Origin of the sequence: Chryseobacterium potabilaquae (genome assembly GCF_902728265.1) — a bacterium.
In the GTDB taxonomy this organism is placed as follows: Bacteria; Bacteroidota; Bacteroidia; order Flavobacteriales; family Weeksellaceae; genus Chryseobacterium; species Chryseobacterium potabilaquae.
In genome coordinates this window covers 36,755-51,446 of sequence record NZ_CACVBR010000015.1, presented here as the reverse complement: position 1 = coordinate 51,446, position 14,692 = coordinate 36,755, and the positions used below count along the sequence as shown (strand labels likewise).

Below are 14,692 nucleotides of genomic sequence, written 5' to 3'. Positions count from 1 at the left end.
TTTATTTTTACAGTGAATATAATTAGTATTCAAACAACACACTTCCCCAAGTGAACCCACTTCCAAATGCGGAAAGAAGTACCAAATCACCTCTCTTTACTTTACCTTTTTCTATTGCCTCACTTAATGCAATAGGAATAGAAGCCGCAGTTGTATTACCATATTTCTGAATATTGTTATGAATTTTCTCATCTGGTAATCCGAACTTCTGTTGAACAAACTGAGCTATTCTTAAGTTGGCTTGATGCGGAATAAACATATCCACATCCTCAATTGTTTTTCCTGCTTTTTCCAAAGCTTCTTGCATTGTTTCCGGAAATCTTGTTACAGCATGTTTAAACACAAAATTTCCATTCATAATTGGATATACTTCCTTACTCGTAACATTTTCAGGCTCCTTTCTCATTCTATCACTCCATCCATATTTAGATCCTGGAAACTGAGTACATAATTCATCTGCAAATTTACCTTCAGAGTGCATATTGGTGGCTAAAATATCCCCTGCACTGGCATCTTCACTAGCAGAAAGAATTATTGCTCCGGCTCCATCTCCAAAAATGACAGATACTCCTCTACCTTCATCCGAAAAATCCAATCCAAAAGAATGGACTTCAGCTCCCACCACTAAAATATTTTTATAAGTTCCTGCTTTAATGAATGCATTAGCCACACTCATAGCATATACAAATCCTGAACACTGATTTCTTACATCAAGAGCTCCAATGGTATCACACCCTAGCATCTCCTGAAGTAATACTCCACATCCAGGGAAATAATAATCTGGAGAAAGAGTCGCAAAAACAATATAATCTATATCCTTTGCCGTGAGCCCCGCTTTTGCTAAAGCAATTTCTGATGCTTTATAAGCTAAATAAGCAGTCGTTTCCTGAGAATCATTTCTATTTTTTCTATGTCTTCTTTCTTTAATACCTGTTCTTTCTGTGATCCACTCATCATTGGTGGTCATTAACTCAGCTAGATCATCATTGGTAACAACATTATCTGGAACATAAAATCCAATTCCCTTTATTGTACTTTTAATCATATAGTTTTTTAATTTTGACAAAGATAAAATTTATTTAATTTATCGTTTTCTAAAATATTAGTATTTTTACTCTATGTCAATAAATACCATATATAGAGACTCACAATGTGAGTGGGTAGACGTGGAATCCCCAACGCAGGAAGACTTACAATTTCTTCATGAAAGATATGAGATCAATAACCTTCTCCTAGAAGATACTTTAGATCCCAATCACTTACCTAAATATGAAGAAGACGGAAATGTAAAATTTTTTCTCCTACGTGAAAGCACTGAATTGGAAAGAAAGAATCTCAACACCATTAGTGATATCAGTACCAAAATCGGAATTTTTCTCATCAATCATACGATCATTACTGTTCACAGAATGAAAACCAATAGTATTGGCGAAACTAAAAGGAAACTATCCACCTTAAAAGAAGATGCAAGTCCGGAAAAAATAGCATTAATGATTGCACTTCTCATCATGAAAAGTTTTGATGATGAATCTGTAAGCCTCTTAGAAACAATGGATAATATTGAAAATGAAATTTTTCTTAAAAATACCAACCATACTAATCAGATCCGAAGATTATATAAATTAAAGAGAAAATCAGGGTTAAACTCCCGAGTTCTTACCATTTCTACAGACGCTATTGACAAATTTAAATTATTAGCATTACCCGATTCAGAATTTGTAGATTTAAAAGATAAACATAAAGATGTTGTCGCCGACTTTGACCATCTTAATATACAAATCACCAACCTTATTTCCATGTTTTTAGCACTTTCTGACCAAAAAGCAAACCAAGTGATGAAAGTTTTAGCCATCTATTCAGTCTATTTCTTACCGATCACTTTTATCGCGGGAGTATATGGGATGAACTTTGATGTCATGCCTGAGCTCCATCACAAACATGGCTATTATTTCACATTGGGACTCATGGCCTTAATTGTTATTATCACTTTCATTTATGCCCGAAGAAAACAATGGTAATGAATCCATCACTATACTCCAAGATTTTCAATATTAATGAATATAAAAACAAATATATACACTTCCCACATGATTATTATAAAATAGAAAAGATTAATTTATAATTGATCTTTTAGAAAAAAAACACCAAACACCAAATAAAACCATGAACACCCACACCCTTGATCAAATTCTGGAGGAAGAAATCCTTAGCCCACAATCTAAACAAAAACTTAAAGCACTACACGGAAGCATATCCTCTAAAGAATTTTCAGATTTATTAGATTCTCAGGGAAATCAATATGTCGAATTTGTGCAAGAAGGAGGTGGTGTCTGGGGTACTGCATTAGTAGGCTACCTCTATGGTCTTGAAATTTTTGGTATTCGCTTCCTAAAAATTGCCGGAACAAGTGCAGGAGCTATTAATACCATGTTAATTGCAGCTTGCAAAACAAAAGAAGAAATTAAAAGTGATGTGATTAAAGAAATTCTTTTTAATTGGAATTTTGCAGATTTCATGGATGGTAAAACCTATGTAAAAACAACCATTCATGCCATGTTGAATAACAAATATTTTCTAAAAAATAATTTTTACATTGCTGTTACTATATTATTATTTTTCGGAACTTTAGCCTTTGTTTTACCCACAAAAGCTACTTGGGAAACAAAAATACTTTTTGCCATTCCTTTATTTCTTGTTATCATCAGTGGCCTATTTTTATCAAAACTTTATTCGGACCTTAAGAAAAGAAATTCAGGACTTAACCCGGGAAATGCCTTTTTAAATCAAATGAAGGAAGCTCTGGAAAAATTAGAGATAAAAACAGTAGCAGCCTTGAATGAAAAATTTGTGCAAGCCGGTGAAAAATTAAACCTCAACTATCGTTACGGAAACGGCATGGAATATTATGTAATTGCTTTAAACAGTATTGAAGAAATTAAAGTAAATAATTCCGATCACATAGACCATATTAAATATAAAATCTTTTATGATAGTGCCTTAAATAATGAATACTATAAAAAAGATCCTTTTTATTTACTGAAATCAGAATATATTGTCATCACTACAGATATTAATGCTAAAATAAAGGTTGAGCTTCCTACCATGGCCAACCTATATTGGTCTGAAGAAGAACTCAAACGTATCAGCCCGGCAGAATTTGTTCGAGCCTCCATGTCTGTTCCGTTCTTTTTTGAACCCGTCCAAAAAATAATTGATAAGAGCGATGATTCTATAAAATATGCCTGGAAATATTGGATGAATACCAAAGAAGAAAATATTAATCCCGTGGGCGTTTTCATCGATGGTGGTAGTATTTCTAATTTTCCCATTGATCTTTTTCATTCTACAGACATTTTCTACCCACGAATGCCCTTATTCGGAGTTCAATTAACTAACGATACTGATATTCTTCACGACAAAGGTAAAACAAGCCAACAAATCTTAAAATCCCCTCTAACTTATGCCGGTAATATCATTAGTACACTAAAAGGGTTCAATGATAAATCCTTTCTTACTAAACATACTTTTTATCATAAATTCAGTATACAAACCGTAAATTGCGGAGCGAGTAATTGGCTCAATTTCTTCATGAAAAAAGAAGAAAAAGAAGAGCTTTTTAACAGAGGATTTCAGGCTGCCCTTGATTTTTTAAACAATTTTGATTGGGAAAAATATAAATGCGAAAGAATGATACTCTCAATGAAAGAAAAAAAAATATTAAAAGAAGAAGATACCCCAACTGTGGGATAGTCTCCTTGAATTTTAAAACAATGAAATATGGAAATGAAATACACTTGTAAATGTTGTGGCAAAGAACAAGAAAGCTGGCCTGCTCTAGCCTATTCTTCACCTAGTCTTTATATGAACTTATCAGAAGAAGAACTAAAAAACTCCGAACTTACTTCTGACCTATGTACTATTAAATATTCTGATGAAACCTGCTACTTTATAAGAGCCGTATTGGTTCAGGAAGTAAATGATAATTGCCAAAATCTTGAATATGGTGTTTGGGTTTCCTTAAGTGACAAAAGCTTTAGGGAGTATGTAGAAAATTATAACAACAAAAACTTTGAAGCAACCTATTTCGGATGGCTTGAAAATTATTTTCCGGATTATGAATTTGAAAATAGTATCCCCACCAATGTTGTGGTTGATAATACAATAGGTAGGCCTTATATTTACCCTCATCAAAGTTGTGATCATCCTTTTGTAGAAGATTTTCACAATGGTATTTCAAAGGAAGAAGCAGAGAGAAGAATTAATAGAGTTTTAAACCATAAATAGAACATCTTATGACACAAAATACCTTTATTCTCAATTATCTTAACGAAATTCGAAGACGCAGCATCCTTCTGTGGAGAGGGCTTCCCCAAGAATTTTATTATTGGAAACCTGATGATGAAGCAATGACTGCTATTGAAATGATAAGACATGTTCTTCAAGCCGATTATGGATGGAATATGATTATCCATCAAAGTGATATGAGCCATTACAAAACACCTTGGGAAAATCACCCGTTCATAAACGTAGAAGATGAATTAGAATTTGCAGAACCTTATGGACAAACATTCCTACAAAGCATTAAAAATTTCTCTGAGAAACAGCTTTCGGAAACCCTAATTATTCATCCAGGGAATGGAACAAAAAAGCTTTTAGGAGATTATTTATTGAGAATTGGCTATCATGAATCTGTACACGCGGGACAGTTTTTATCTTATTTAAGAACAATGAACATCCCTAGACCTTTTATTTGGGATTAATAATCTGAATTATTTTTCGTAATTTTAGATAATTACAAAATAATCCTATGAAAAATTCCACTTTACTATTATTTTATATTTTCATACATTTTGGAATCTTTATAAATGCTCAGAAAATTTCGGAGGGGCAATCTCTAGATATTAATGGTATGAATCTAACTTTTAATATCTTAAATAAAGAGAGTATTGAAGTTGGAGGAAAACCATTCGACCGTTATAAAGTTTCAGCTTCCATAAAAAATACCTCAGACAAATCCTACAACATACGACTATCTTCATTTCCACAAATCATTGATAACATTGGCCTTGTAGAATTAGACTGCCTCAACGCTACCGGTACCAAGCTGACATCCAAAAAGATTCAATTAAAAATGAAATCTCAAATGATTAATGTATCTTATTCTGCATATGATAAATCAGGAAAGTTCACCACCAATGTTATTCCTATTACAGGAAGTTATTATTTTGATCCGGGAGATACCATTAATGATAATGCCATATTCATTGTTCCCCAAGGAGAAAAGCCTGATGTAAATGTAAGAAGCCTTAGGTAAATATTATACTTTTTTCCACATCGGATCATGCTTTAAAACATTATTATACACAGAACAATTTTCGGAATGTGCCCCTTCCAAATAGCCAATGCTCATCAAAAACTCGTTGACAATTTCTCCTCCGGTAAATTTAAAGGTCTTTTTAAAAAGCTTCATCCATTCGGATAATGTTTTGGGGTGGTGATATTCTAACCATTTTTCAAATGAACCAAATTTTTCTTGCAGCTCAATAATTGTTCTGGCATTCTCAATAGCCGCATTGACTTTTAGTTTATTTCTGATAATTCCAGGATCATCGAGGAGTCTTTCACGATCTTTTTCAGTATAAGCTGCAATTTTATGTATATCAAAATTATCATAAGCCTCTCTAAAACTTTTTTCCTTTTTCAAAATAGTTTCCCAACTTAGGCCTGCTTGATTGATTTCCATAATCAACCTACCAAATAATTCATTATCATCATGGATTGGAAAACCATAATGATTATCATGATAATTTTTATGTAGCTCTTTTCTACTTTCAGGCTGCATTCCATTAATAGCTAAGCAATAACTCATTTTAGTATATCTTCTGTTTTTGTTAAAAATTTTTCTAAACTATCTTTAATATCTACACCAGTTCGATCGGCTAAAACAATAAGCCACCAGATATTTTCTGCTAATTTATGTTCAAGTTCAACTGCTGAATCTTTTTTCATCCATCTTTTTTGATGTGACATAATATTTCTACCCACCAAACCTGCATCAGTAAGATAAGCAAGAGTATCTTCTTCCAAAGTCCATTCATCGTTATGATGCTGAATTTCCAATTGATGATACTTTTTTCTGATCTCTAAAGATCGTTCTATAAGAATATCTAAATTATTTTGATTCATGGTACATCTAAAAATATAGGTAAAGATATAGACTGATTGTGACAACTGTCTGTCATGAGGTTTATTAATATATGTAAAAATTATTTTCAAGGCGGAGCCCTATAAAAAAACCTCCGAAGTTCTTCAGAGGTTTTTATATTAATTAGTGCATAGCTTCACTCAAATCTATTTTTTCTTTACTTTTTCTTTCTTTAATGAATAGAATAAACGGAATACATATCAAAAATATAACTCCTAAATATAAGAAAACATCCATGTAAGAAAGCACTGTTGCTTGTTTTGTTACTGATAAATCAAGCATTTTATAGGCCGCATTGAGTGCTCCATCAGGAGTCATTCCTTTAGCCACAAAACTCGCTTTTAATGTATTTACTCTTTGCTGGACATCCAAATCATTAACATCAAGGTGAGAAATTAGACTAAGCCGATATTTTTGACTTTCATTAGCAATGAAAGTAGTAATTGCTGCAATCCCAAAAGACCCACCCAACTGTCTCATCATCCCTGTAAAAGCCGCTCCTTGGCCAATTTCTTGACCTTTTAATGTACTCAATGATAATGATGTAACAGGAATAAACAAAAGTCCTAACCCCGCACCTCTCACTATGAGCATCCAGAAGAAAGCTTCTTTACTCGTATCGGGCGTTAATATTTTATATCCCCAAAAGCTATATACAAAGAAAATAAACAATCCTAAGGAAACAAGTATCTGCTGTTTAGCACCTTTAGTTAATAGTCGTCCAATAATTGGCATCATAAAAGCCGTAGTAAGGGCTGCCGGAATCATTAAGGCCCCGGACTGAAGCGCAGTCCAACCTAAAATACTCTGCGTATACAAGGGAACAATAAAAGTAGACCCATATAAACCAAATCCTAAAACAAATGACATAAAGGTTCCTATTCTTAAATTTCCATTCTTTAATACCCTCAATTCAACAATCGGATATTTAAAGGTAAGCTCTCTCCAAAGGAATAATATAAATCCTAAAACAGCTGCTGTCGTAAATGCTACAATCATTCCGCTTTGAAACCAATCTTCTTCATGACCTCTTTCCAAAATAAATTGTAACGACCCTACTGTAACTGCTAATAAAGCAATTCCGAGCCAGTCAACATCTGACACTTTACGTTTTTCAGCATATTTAGGGCTTCTCACAAATTGCAAGGTCATCAAAGTAGCCGCAATTCCGATAGGAATATTGATATAAAAGATATAAGGCCAGCTATAATTATCTACAATATAACCTCCCAATGGTGGCCCTAACGTAGGTCCAATAATTACTCCTAAACCATAAATAGCTTGAGCCATACTTCTTTTTTCAAGCGGATAAGATTCCGTAATAATGGTCTGTGAAGTTACTAATAAAGCTCCTCCTCCAATCCCTTGCATCAATCTGAAAAATACAAGCTCCCAAATATTTGTCGCATTTCCACACAAAAAGGAAAATACCGTAAATATGATAATAGAAGCTGCAAAATAATTTCTGCGTCCAAACTGTTGCGAGAGCCAGCTCGTCATGGGAACAATAATAACATTCCCGATGGCATATGCCGTAATTACCCATCCCACTTCAGAAAGGGTTGCTCCAAGATTTCCTTTCATCTCGTTCAAAGCCACATTCACAATCGTGGAGTCTACTATCTCAAGTAGAGCACAAAGAATTGCCGTAACCGTAATGATTACTCTTCGGGCTCCATATTCTACTAATGAATCTTGCATAAATTTTTAATAAGTATCTATAAAAGATGAGTGAGATATATTATTTCAAAGAAACTTCCACTTTTACATTCATCCCTGTTCTCAATTTTTTTGCAATATTTTTATCCAAGTTCACAAAGTCAACTTTTACAGGAAGCCTCTGAACTACTTTTACAAAGTTACCACTCGCATTATCTGGGGGAAGAAGTGAAAAAGTAGCTCCTGTGGCAGGGGAAAATGAACTTAGTATTCCTTCAAATTCTTTATCAGGAAAAGCATCTATTTCTATTTTCACTTTCTGTCCTTCCACCATTTTATCAACTTGAGTTTCTTTAAAATTAGCAACTACCCACTTTTGATCATTTTTAACCAATGCAAAAAGTTGGGATCCAGCTTGTAGGAATTGTCCGGCTTGAATAGGAACTTTTCCCACATATCCATCTTCGGGAGCCACAATTATAGTATATGACAAATTTAACTTAGCATTTTCTACGTCTACCTCTCTTTGTTTGGCAACAGAACTTGCCACACTTATTTGTTGAGAACTTGCAGCCGTTTGAGAAGATGCCACTGTAGTCTGCTGGGCAATCTGATTTCTTTGATCAACTAAAACCTGTAATTGTCTATCTGCAGATTGTTTCGCAGCCAAAGCTTGCTCATATTGTTGCTCTGTAATTGAATGGTCCTTTACAAGATTGGCATATCTTTTTAAATCCTGAGAAGTTTTCCACACATTTACTTTTGCTGCTTCAATCTGTGCATTCGCTGTCGTTACTGCTGCTTCTGAAGTATTTATATTCTTGGAAGTCGCTGTGGTAGTCGCTTGTGCATTCGAAATGTTGGATTTTGCTGTACTCAATGCTGCCTGAGCTTGTTCTAAAGCCATTTTCTGATCTCTATTATCTAAAATAACAAGGGTATCTCCTTTTTTAACAAACTGGTTATCTTTCACTTTAATTTCAGTAACATATCCAGAAATTTTAGAAATTACAGGTGACATATTGGAGGAAATTTGAGCATCATCAGTTTCCTCATGAAATTGTCTATAAGTATATGTACTATAACCATAGATTCCTCCACCTATTAAAACAACGGCTAAAATGATTGGAAAAACTAGACTTTTCTTCTTTTTAGGTTCTGTTGCTTGAGTATTATTATTTTCCATTTTGGGTATATCTTTCTTAATATTATTTAATTGTTAAAGTTCCTGTAGTTTGTAATAATTTTCTATATGCTAATGCAGCATCTGCTTTTGCATTGATTACTCCCACATTCGCTGAAATTTGGGCTGCATCTGCATCAAGTAATTCTGTCATAGTGGCAAGACCATTATCAAATTTATTTTTAGTAATTCTGTAATTTTCATTCGCTTGCTCAGCCGATTTTTCGAAAACAGCAATTCTCTTTTTTGAATAATCTGTATTCTGATATTCTTTGTTTACCTGCAGTTTAATGGTATCATCTAATAACTCATTAGTAGCTTCCAATTGTTTTTCTACAGCCTGAGATTTCTGTAATGATGAATTTTTCTTCCAAAGATTGGATAAATTATACTGAACTCCTACACCTACATTCACAGCATTATATATAGTAAGAAATTTTGGAATATCTGCCGCCACGTATCCTCCTGTAAATGCTATTGAAGGATAATTTTCAGCTTTTGCTGATTTTGTTCCTAATTCTGCTGCCTTTCTTTGCTGAGCCAACGCTTGTAAGTCTTTGCGATTATCTTTAGCTTCATTAACGTAGAACTCCACAGGTTTTGCATCCTCTCCTTCTTCAATATAATTTTGATCAACCTCAATTTCAGTATTTTCAGGAAGCCCTAATAACAAGTCCATATTAATATTAGCAATATTGTAGTTATTTTTTGCTTCTAGTAATTGCAGTTCAATATTTGACGTTTGAAGGTTAGCTTTTAATCTATCATTTCTGGCAATGATCCCATTATTCTCCATTTTCAAAAAAGTCTCATCTCTTTTTTGAGAAGCGCTAAGATTTTCCTCTAAAACTTTAATAGACTGATTAGCTTTGAATAAATTATTGTAAGCTTCAGCAACATTATAAGCAATCGCAACCTTATCATTTTCTGTACTCAGTTTTGAAGCCTCTACTAGATATTTTGCTGATTGTATCCCATATTTTATTCTTCCTCCGCTATAAATAGGTACACTAAGATTAGCAGACCCATAAAGAACTTGATGTACTTTCGGACCACCCGCAGTAGAAACTCCAGGAAGCTTTATATCAATAGTAGGTTCTATGGGAAGATACATATAACTTCCCGATATCTTAAACTCCGGAAGCTGTCTATTTTTGGCCTCTAAAAGGTCTGCAGTAGCTTCTTCAATCTTAGCCGCATCGATCTTAAGATTTTTACTATTTTGAATGCCTAGCTGAACTGCTTCATCAAGAGTAATTGTCTTTTTCTCTTGAGCATTAATGTGTATAATCCCTATCAGTAAGGGCAGTACAAAGACTGAATTATTGATTCTCTTCATAACCTAAAAGGTCTTTTAGTAAATATTTTATATGAATATTAAGTTCTGTATAATATCTCTCTTCAAAACTATCCTCCTCCTCAAGATCATTGAGAAACTCTTTATACATTTCCTTTGCATTGGATGCATAAAAGAGAGTTCCACTTATTGTAGAATGCAATAAATAAATAGGAGGATTTTTAGTGAAAATCTTTTTCTTTAATCCACTTTCAAGAATTTGTGAATACATAGAAAGGAATCCCATTTTAGTTTGTTTCAGAAAAGCTATAATCTGAGGATTTTTTGTATGCAGTTGCTCACGTTGCATTATTCTATAGAAGCATTTTTGATGTCTAACTCTTTCCGAAAATTGATCAACAATTTTTTTCATTTTTTCCCATTCATTCATATCTGTTCTTTCCAAAATATCTTTTGAAAAAAATTGCCCTTCATTCATTCTATATTCAACTAATTTTTCATAAAGTTTTTCCTTAGATCCAAAATAATAGGAAATCATAGAGATATTTACATTTGCTGTTTTAGCAATTTCTCTCGTTGAAGTCCCTTCAAATCCCTTTTCTGCAAAGAGCTTTTCTGCTGCAAATAATATATTTTCTTCTTTGGATATCATCTATTATGGGTTTTTCAAGCCGCAAATATACATAAGATTTAGATAAAATCAAACGATTGATTGGTTTTTTTTATTAAAATAAATTTAAAACACATCCCCTTCATATATTGATTGAGTATAATCTAAAAAAAAACAAGTATGCAATGGAAATTCAATCTATAAAATCAATATATATTAAAAAAATCAATTCATAGAATCTATTAATAAGCGATATCGATTTTAACTTATTGTGATGAATACAAATTATTTATACTTTTGTTCCAAACTTAAAATATGAAAAAAAACTGTATCATTTTAGGGCTTTTAATTACTTCAATATTACAGGCTCAACAACTAACAACAAACACAGGAACACCGGTAGGAGATAATCAAAATTCTAAAACCGTTGGCAACAATGGTCCAGTATTATTAGAAGACATCCATCTTATTGAAAAACTGGCTGCATTTGACAGAGAAAGGATTCCAGAAAGAGTAGTACATGCCAGAGGAGCAGGAGCAATGGGAGAATTTGTAGCCGATGCAGATTTTTCTGAGGTAACCAGTGCAGACTTTTTATCTAAAGCAGGAAAAAAGACTCCTGTAACTGTAAGATTTTCAACGGTAGTTCATCAACAGGGATCACCAGAAAGCTATAGAGATCCTCGTGGATTTGCCGTAAAATTCTATACCGAACAAGGAAATTATGATCTTGTCGGTAACAATTTACCCGTATTTTTTATCCGAGATGCAATCAAGTTCCCAGATATGGTACATGCATTTAAACCATCTCCTGTAACCAACGGAGCATCTGATGCCAATCGAGTTTTTGATTTCTTCGCTAACGTTCCAGAAGGAACTCATATGCTAACATGGTTATTCTCTGATTATGGTATACCGGCTAACTATAGAGAAATGAATGGAAACGGTGTACATGCTTTCAAGTGGGTAAATGATAAAGGAGAAGTTACTTACGTAAAATATAAATGGATATCTAAACAAGGAGAAAGAAACCTTACTCAAGAAGAAGCTGACAAAATACAATCAACTCAAACTGAGCATGCAACATTAGATTTATATAAAGCTATTCAGGATAAAAACTTCCCTAAATGGGACTTGTATGTACAAATGCTGAAAAAAGAAGACTTTGATGCACTAGACTTCAATCCTGTAGATGTAACAAAAGTATGGCCGGAATCAATAGCAAAATCTGTTAAAGTAGGAACAATGACTCTTAATCAAAATCCTGCTAACTATTTCCAAGAAGTTGAGCAAGCTGCATTTTCACCAGGATCACTCGTTCCGGGTATTGAGCCTTCAGAAGATAAATTATTACAAGGAAGACTATTTTCCTATTTTGATACTCAACGTCACAGACTTGGAGGAAACTTTCAACAGATTCCTGTAAATGCATCAAAAAATAATGTTCTTACCTATAATCAAAATGGATATATGTCGGTAAGACCACAAACTGGTGATGTAAATTACCAGCCTTCTGCTAGCAAGCCTCAAGTAGTAGATAATAAAAAATTCAAGTATTCACAAACCATATTACCTTCCGGAACAACAATTACACAAGGTAAAATTGATAAAGAAAATAACTTTAAACAAGCAGGAGAACTGTACCGTTCATTCTCTAAAAAGGATCAGGATAATCTAATCAAAAATCTTGGAAATACCCTAAATTCTGTAAGAGATAAAAAAACGGTAGCCAAAATGATTTCCTATTTCTATCAAGCAGATGCAGACTACGGAAAGCGTTTAGCAGCCTTTGTAAAAATGGATCGTAATGAACTAGAATCATTAATAAACGCTAAATAACCGTATGAAAACTTCTCTATCTCTAATATGGGTATTATTAGCATTATCCATAAACCAGCTAAAAGGGCAAGATATTTTTTCTTATGCAAGATCAAATGATGTAACTGAGCTTACAAAGTTTAAGTCAGAAATAAACAATAAAAACGATCAAGGCTATACCCCGTTAATTTTAGCAGTCTACAACAATAGTGATAAAGCTGCAAAATGGCTTTTAGAAAATGGCGCGAATCCTGATTCCCAAGATAATAATGGAAACACAGCATTAATGGGAGCAATATTTAAAGGATATCCGGAAATGGCTCAATTACTTCTTTCTTATAAGGCAAATCCTAATATTAAGAATTATAATGAAGCAACTTCACTTATCTTTGCCGCTGTTTTTGGTAAATCAGAAATGATTAAATTATTGATTGAGAATGGTGCTGATAAAAACATTAAAGATAATAGAGGAAAAACTGCTTTAGAGCACGCGACATTGCAAGGCAACACAGAAGCCATTGCATTATTACAATGAAAAAAAATTTTCTAAAATAAGTTTAATAATGAGTTAAGGCTTGCCGTATTTGCAAGTCTTAGCTTTTATGAATATATCTTGATAATTTAATTCCTAAATCAGTCCATACAATCTTAGGATTTCCATTTCGGGTCAGATGTAAATCAGCGGTATTAATCTCTTCTAAAATATTTTCAATATTAGCCCCACTGATAAACTGAGAAAATCCCACCCAATTAAATCCATTGGCATTAATTTTTTTATAGACCAAATCAGTAGATTGATAATTTTGAAGCAAAGCGAGTCTAAAAATTTCCGAGCTATAATTCAAAAAATTCTTCTGTTTCTCTCTATTCCATCCTGCAATCTCTCTCGCCCAAAAAATAATACTTTTAAGAAATTCAGGTTTCTTTTTAACCATAAAAGCATCTCTTACCCATTGAACAAATAATCTTTCAAACTCTTCATTTTTATTGGTTGATTTCAAAAGCTTGATTGCATCATTGAGATCTCCTTGAGCTTCATGAACTATTTCTTTTATTTTATCATCCGAAGCGGAACTATTCTTTTTCAAATATAGAGTTAAATCCTCGTCATTAATTCTAGTAAGCTCAACAATCTGTGTTCTGGAAAGAATTGTGGGAAGAATGTCATTGGTATTTTCAGCGGTCAACAGAATAACCGTTTTAGCAGGCGGCTCTTCTAAAAATTTCAAAAACTTATTGGATGCTGCAACATTCATTTTATCAGCTCTCCAAACAATTAAAATCTTAGTTCCCCCTTCAAAACTTTTTAAAGAAAACTTTTGATTTTGATCATCGATTTCATCCGCAGAAATAAAAAGCTGTTTGTTTTCTGACTCCAAAAATGTGGTCCAATCATCATAACTTGCATAAGGAGAAGCCATCATCATCTCTCGGAACTCATCAAACTTATTTTTACTTAAAGAATTTTTATTATCCGTAAAAACCGGAAAACTAAAATGGAGATCCAAATGATTCAAGTGCTCCACTTTTGAAGCAGCATGATCATTCTCTTGACTTAAGATTTCTCTTGCATATGCCAATACCATAGGAAAAGTTCCATATCCTTCTTTTCCCACAAAAAGTTGAGCATGGCTTATCCTATTTTCTGATATACTTTCTTGTAAAAGTTTTTTCAAATAAGCCTGTCCTACAATATTCTCCCAATTCATGTCTCAAAGATAAAAAATCTACAGAACAATCATCTGTAAAATTTTTGAATTGTAAGCAAGTTGGTAAATTAATGACTATAGTTTTCATTAATTAATTTGCAATTATATCATCAATTAATTATTTTATCATACAAATTAATAGGCAAAAAAAGAAAATAATTGAAAATTGACTAAAAAGTGGATTTATCATTACTGAACGGATATCATCCTT

At 33.1% G+C, this 14,692-nt stretch carries 15 protein-coding genes; 7 read left to right on the top strand and 8 right to left on the bottom strand.

Annotated features, from left to right (window positions below; translation table 11 throughout):
• Positions 1 to 22 precede the first annotated feature (22 nt).
• Complete coding sequence (locus tag CHRY9293_RS09790; protein WP_162032805.1) at positions 23 to 1,045, bottom strand: 3-oxoacyl-ACP synthase III family protein; 1,023 nt, start codon at positions 1,043 to 1,045, stop codon at positions 23 to 25.
• A gap of 73 nt (positions 1,046 to 1,118) precedes the next feature.
• Here CHRY9293_RS09790 and CHRY9293_RS09785 point away from each other — a divergent pair, with 73 nt between their 5' ends.
• The 5 genes from CHRY9293_RS09785 to CHRY9293_RS09765 all read left to right on the top strand — a co-directional run bounded on the left by CHRY9293_RS09785 (position 1,119) and on the right by CHRY9293_RS09765 (position 5,314).
• Positions 1,119 to 2,018, top strand: a complete 900-nt coding sequence (locus tag CHRY9293_RS09785; RefSeq protein ID WP_162032804.1) for a magnesium transporter CorA family protein — start codon at positions 1,119 to 1,121, stop codon at positions 2,016 to 2,018.
• A gap of 145 nt (positions 2,019 to 2,163) precedes the next feature.
• Positions 2,164 to 3,750 (top strand): patatin-like phospholipase family protein, encoded by a 1,587-nt coding sequence (locus CHRY9293_RS09780; protein ID WP_162032803.1) that lies wholly within the window; start codon positions 2,164 to 2,166, stop codon positions 3,748 to 3,750.
• 27 nt (positions 3,751 to 3,777) lie between these two features.
• Positions 3,778 to 4,284, top strand: a complete 507-nt coding sequence (locus CHRY9293_RS09775) for a DUF2199 domain-containing protein (RefSeq protein ID WP_228455509.1) — start codon at positions 3,778 to 3,780, stop codon at positions 4,282 to 4,284.
• An 8-nt stretch (positions 4,285 to 4,292) separates the two neighbouring features.
• Complete coding sequence (locus tag CHRY9293_RS09770; protein ID WP_162032802.1) at positions 4,293 to 4,760, top strand: DinB family protein; 468 nt, start codon at positions 4,293 to 4,295, stop codon at positions 4,758 to 4,760.
• A 47-nt stretch (positions 4,761 to 4,807) separates the two neighbouring features.
• Entirely contained in the window at positions 4,808 to 5,314 is a 507-nt protein-coding gene (locus tag CHRY9293_RS09765; RefSeq protein WP_162032801.1) for a hypothetical protein, read from the top strand.
• A 3-nt stretch (positions 5,315 to 5,317) separates the two neighbouring features.
• Here the strand turns inward: CHRY9293_RS09765 and CHRY9293_RS09760 are convergent, their stop codons facing one another.
• From CHRY9293_RS09760 to CHRY9293_RS09735, 6 genes are read right to left on the bottom strand one after another with little or no spacing between them, the layout of a single operon-like run.
• Positions 5,318 to 5,869 carry a DNA-3-methyladenine glycosylase I gene (locus tag CHRY9293_RS09760; protein WP_162032800.1) on the bottom strand — a complete coding sequence of 184 codons (552 nt, stop codon included), beginning with the start codon at positions 5,867 to 5,869 and terminating at the stop codon, positions 5,318 to 5,320.
• Positions 5,866 to 6,276, bottom strand: coding sequence for a nucleoside triphosphate pyrophosphohydrolase family protein (locus CHRY9293_RS09755; RefSeq protein WP_228455508.1), 411 nt, complete (start codon positions 6,274 to 6,276; stop codon positions 5,866 to 5,868). Before CHRY9293_RS09755 ends, CHRY9293_RS09760 begins: the two co-directional genes overlap by 4 nt.
• A gap of 52 nt (positions 6,277 to 6,328) precedes the next feature.
• A complete protein-coding gene (locus CHRY9293_RS09750; protein ID WP_162032799.1) occupies positions 6,329 to 7,906 on the bottom strand; it encodes a DHA2 family efflux MFS transporter permease subunit in 1,578 nt (525 codons plus the stop codon).
• Positions 7,907 to 7,946: 40 nt separating this feature from the next.
• Positions 7,947 to 9,050 carry an HlyD family secretion protein gene (locus CHRY9293_RS09745; protein WP_162032798.1) on the bottom strand — a complete coding sequence of 368 codons (1,104 nt, stop codon included), beginning with the start codon at positions 9,048 to 9,050 and terminating at the stop codon, positions 7,947 to 7,949.
• Between the two features lie 22 nt (positions 9,051 to 9,072).
• Entirely contained in the window at positions 9,073 to 10,386 is a 1,314-nt protein-coding gene (locus CHRY9293_RS09740; protein WP_162032797.1) for a TolC family protein, read from the bottom strand.
• Positions 10,370 to 10,996 carry a TetR/AcrR family transcriptional regulator gene (locus tag CHRY9293_RS09735; protein ID WP_162032796.1) on the bottom strand — a complete coding sequence of 209 codons (627 nt, stop codon included), beginning with the start codon at positions 10,994 to 10,996 and terminating at the stop codon, positions 10,370 to 10,372. Before CHRY9293_RS09735 ends, CHRY9293_RS09740 begins: the two co-directional genes overlap by 17 nt.
• Positions 10,997 to 11,269: 273 nt before the next feature.
• On the opposite strand from CHRY9293_RS09735, the gene CHRY9293_RS09730 reads away from it, so the two are divergent.
• Positions 11,270 to 12,793, top strand: a complete 1,524-nt coding sequence (locus CHRY9293_RS09730; protein ID WP_162032795.1) for a catalase — start codon at positions 11,270 to 11,272, stop codon at positions 12,791 to 12,793.
• A 4-nt stretch (positions 12,794 to 12,797) separates the two neighbouring features.
• Complete coding sequence (locus tag CHRY9293_RS09725; protein WP_162032794.1) at positions 12,798 to 13,307, top strand: ankyrin repeat domain-containing protein; 510 nt, start codon at positions 12,798 to 12,800, stop codon at positions 13,305 to 13,307.
• Between the two features lie 58 nt (positions 13,308 to 13,365).
• Here CHRY9293_RS09725 and CHRY9293_RS09720 read toward each other — a convergent pair whose 3' ends face one another.
• The gene (locus tag CHRY9293_RS09720; protein WP_162032793.1) at positions 13,366 to 14,481 is read right to left on the bottom strand and encodes a DNA polymerase III subunit; all 1,116 of its coding nucleotides are present in this window, start codon (positions 14,479 to 14,481) and stop codon (positions 13,366 to 13,368) included.
• Positions 14,482 to 14,692 lie beyond the last annotated feature (211 nt).

Excerpts from the sequence above, each read along its gene's own strand:
- CHRY9293_RS09735 (WP_162032796.1), bottom strand. The coding sequence starts at position 10,996 with ATGATATCCAAAGAAGAAAATATATTATTTGCAGCAGAAAAGCTCTTT.
- CHRY9293_RS09750 (WP_162032799.1), bottom strand. The coding sequence starts at position 7,906 with ATGCAAGATTCATTAGTAGAATATGGAGCCCGAAGAGTAATCATTACG.
- CHRY9293_RS09780 (WP_162032803.1), top strand. The coding sequence starts at position 2,164 with ATGAACACCCACACCCTTGATCAAATTCTGGAGGAAGAAATCCTTAGC.
- CHRY9293_RS09720 (WP_162032793.1), bottom strand. The coding sequence starts at position 14,481 with ATGAATTGGGAGAATATTGTAGGACAGGCTTATTTGAAAAAACTTTTA.
- CHRY9293_RS09760 (WP_162032800.1), bottom strand. The coding sequence starts at position 5,869 with ATGAGTTATTGCTTAGCTATTAATGGAATGCAGCCTGAAAGTAGAAAA.
- CHRY9293_RS09725 (WP_162032794.1), top strand. The coding sequence starts at position 12,798 with ATGAAAACTTCTCTATCTCTAATATGGGTATTATTAGCATTATCCATA.
- CHRY9293_RS09745 (WP_162032798.1), bottom strand. The coding sequence starts at position 9,050 with ATGGAAAATAATAATACTCAAGCAACAGAACCTAAAAAGAAGAAAAGT.
- CHRY9293_RS09765 (WP_162032801.1), top strand. The coding sequence starts at position 4,808 with ATGAAAAATTCCACTTTACTATTATTTTATATTTTCATACATTTTGGA.
- CHRY9293_RS09785 (WP_162032804.1), top strand. The coding sequence starts at position 1,119 with ATGTCAATAAATACCATATATAGAGACTCACAATGTGAGTGGGTAGAC.
- CHRY9293_RS09730 (WP_162032795.1), top strand. The coding sequence starts at position 11,270 with ATGAAAAAAAACTGTATCATTTTAGGGCTTTTAATTACTTCAATATTA.
- CHRY9293_RS09790 (WP_162032805.1), bottom strand. The coding sequence starts at position 1,045 with ATGATTAAAAGTACAATAAAGGGAATTGGATTTTATGTTCCAGATAAT.
- CHRY9293_RS09770 (WP_162032802.1), top strand. The coding sequence starts at position 4,293 with ATGACACAAAATACCTTTATTCTCAATTATCTTAACGAAATTCGAAGA.
- CHRY9293_RS09740 (WP_162032797.1), bottom strand. The coding sequence starts at position 10,386 with ATGAAGAGAATCAATAATTCAGTCTTTGTACTGCCCTTACTGATAGGG.
- CHRY9293_RS09775 (WP_228455509.1), top strand. The coding sequence starts at position 3,778 with ATGGAAATGAAATACACTTGTAAATGTTGTGGCAAAGAACAAGAAAGC.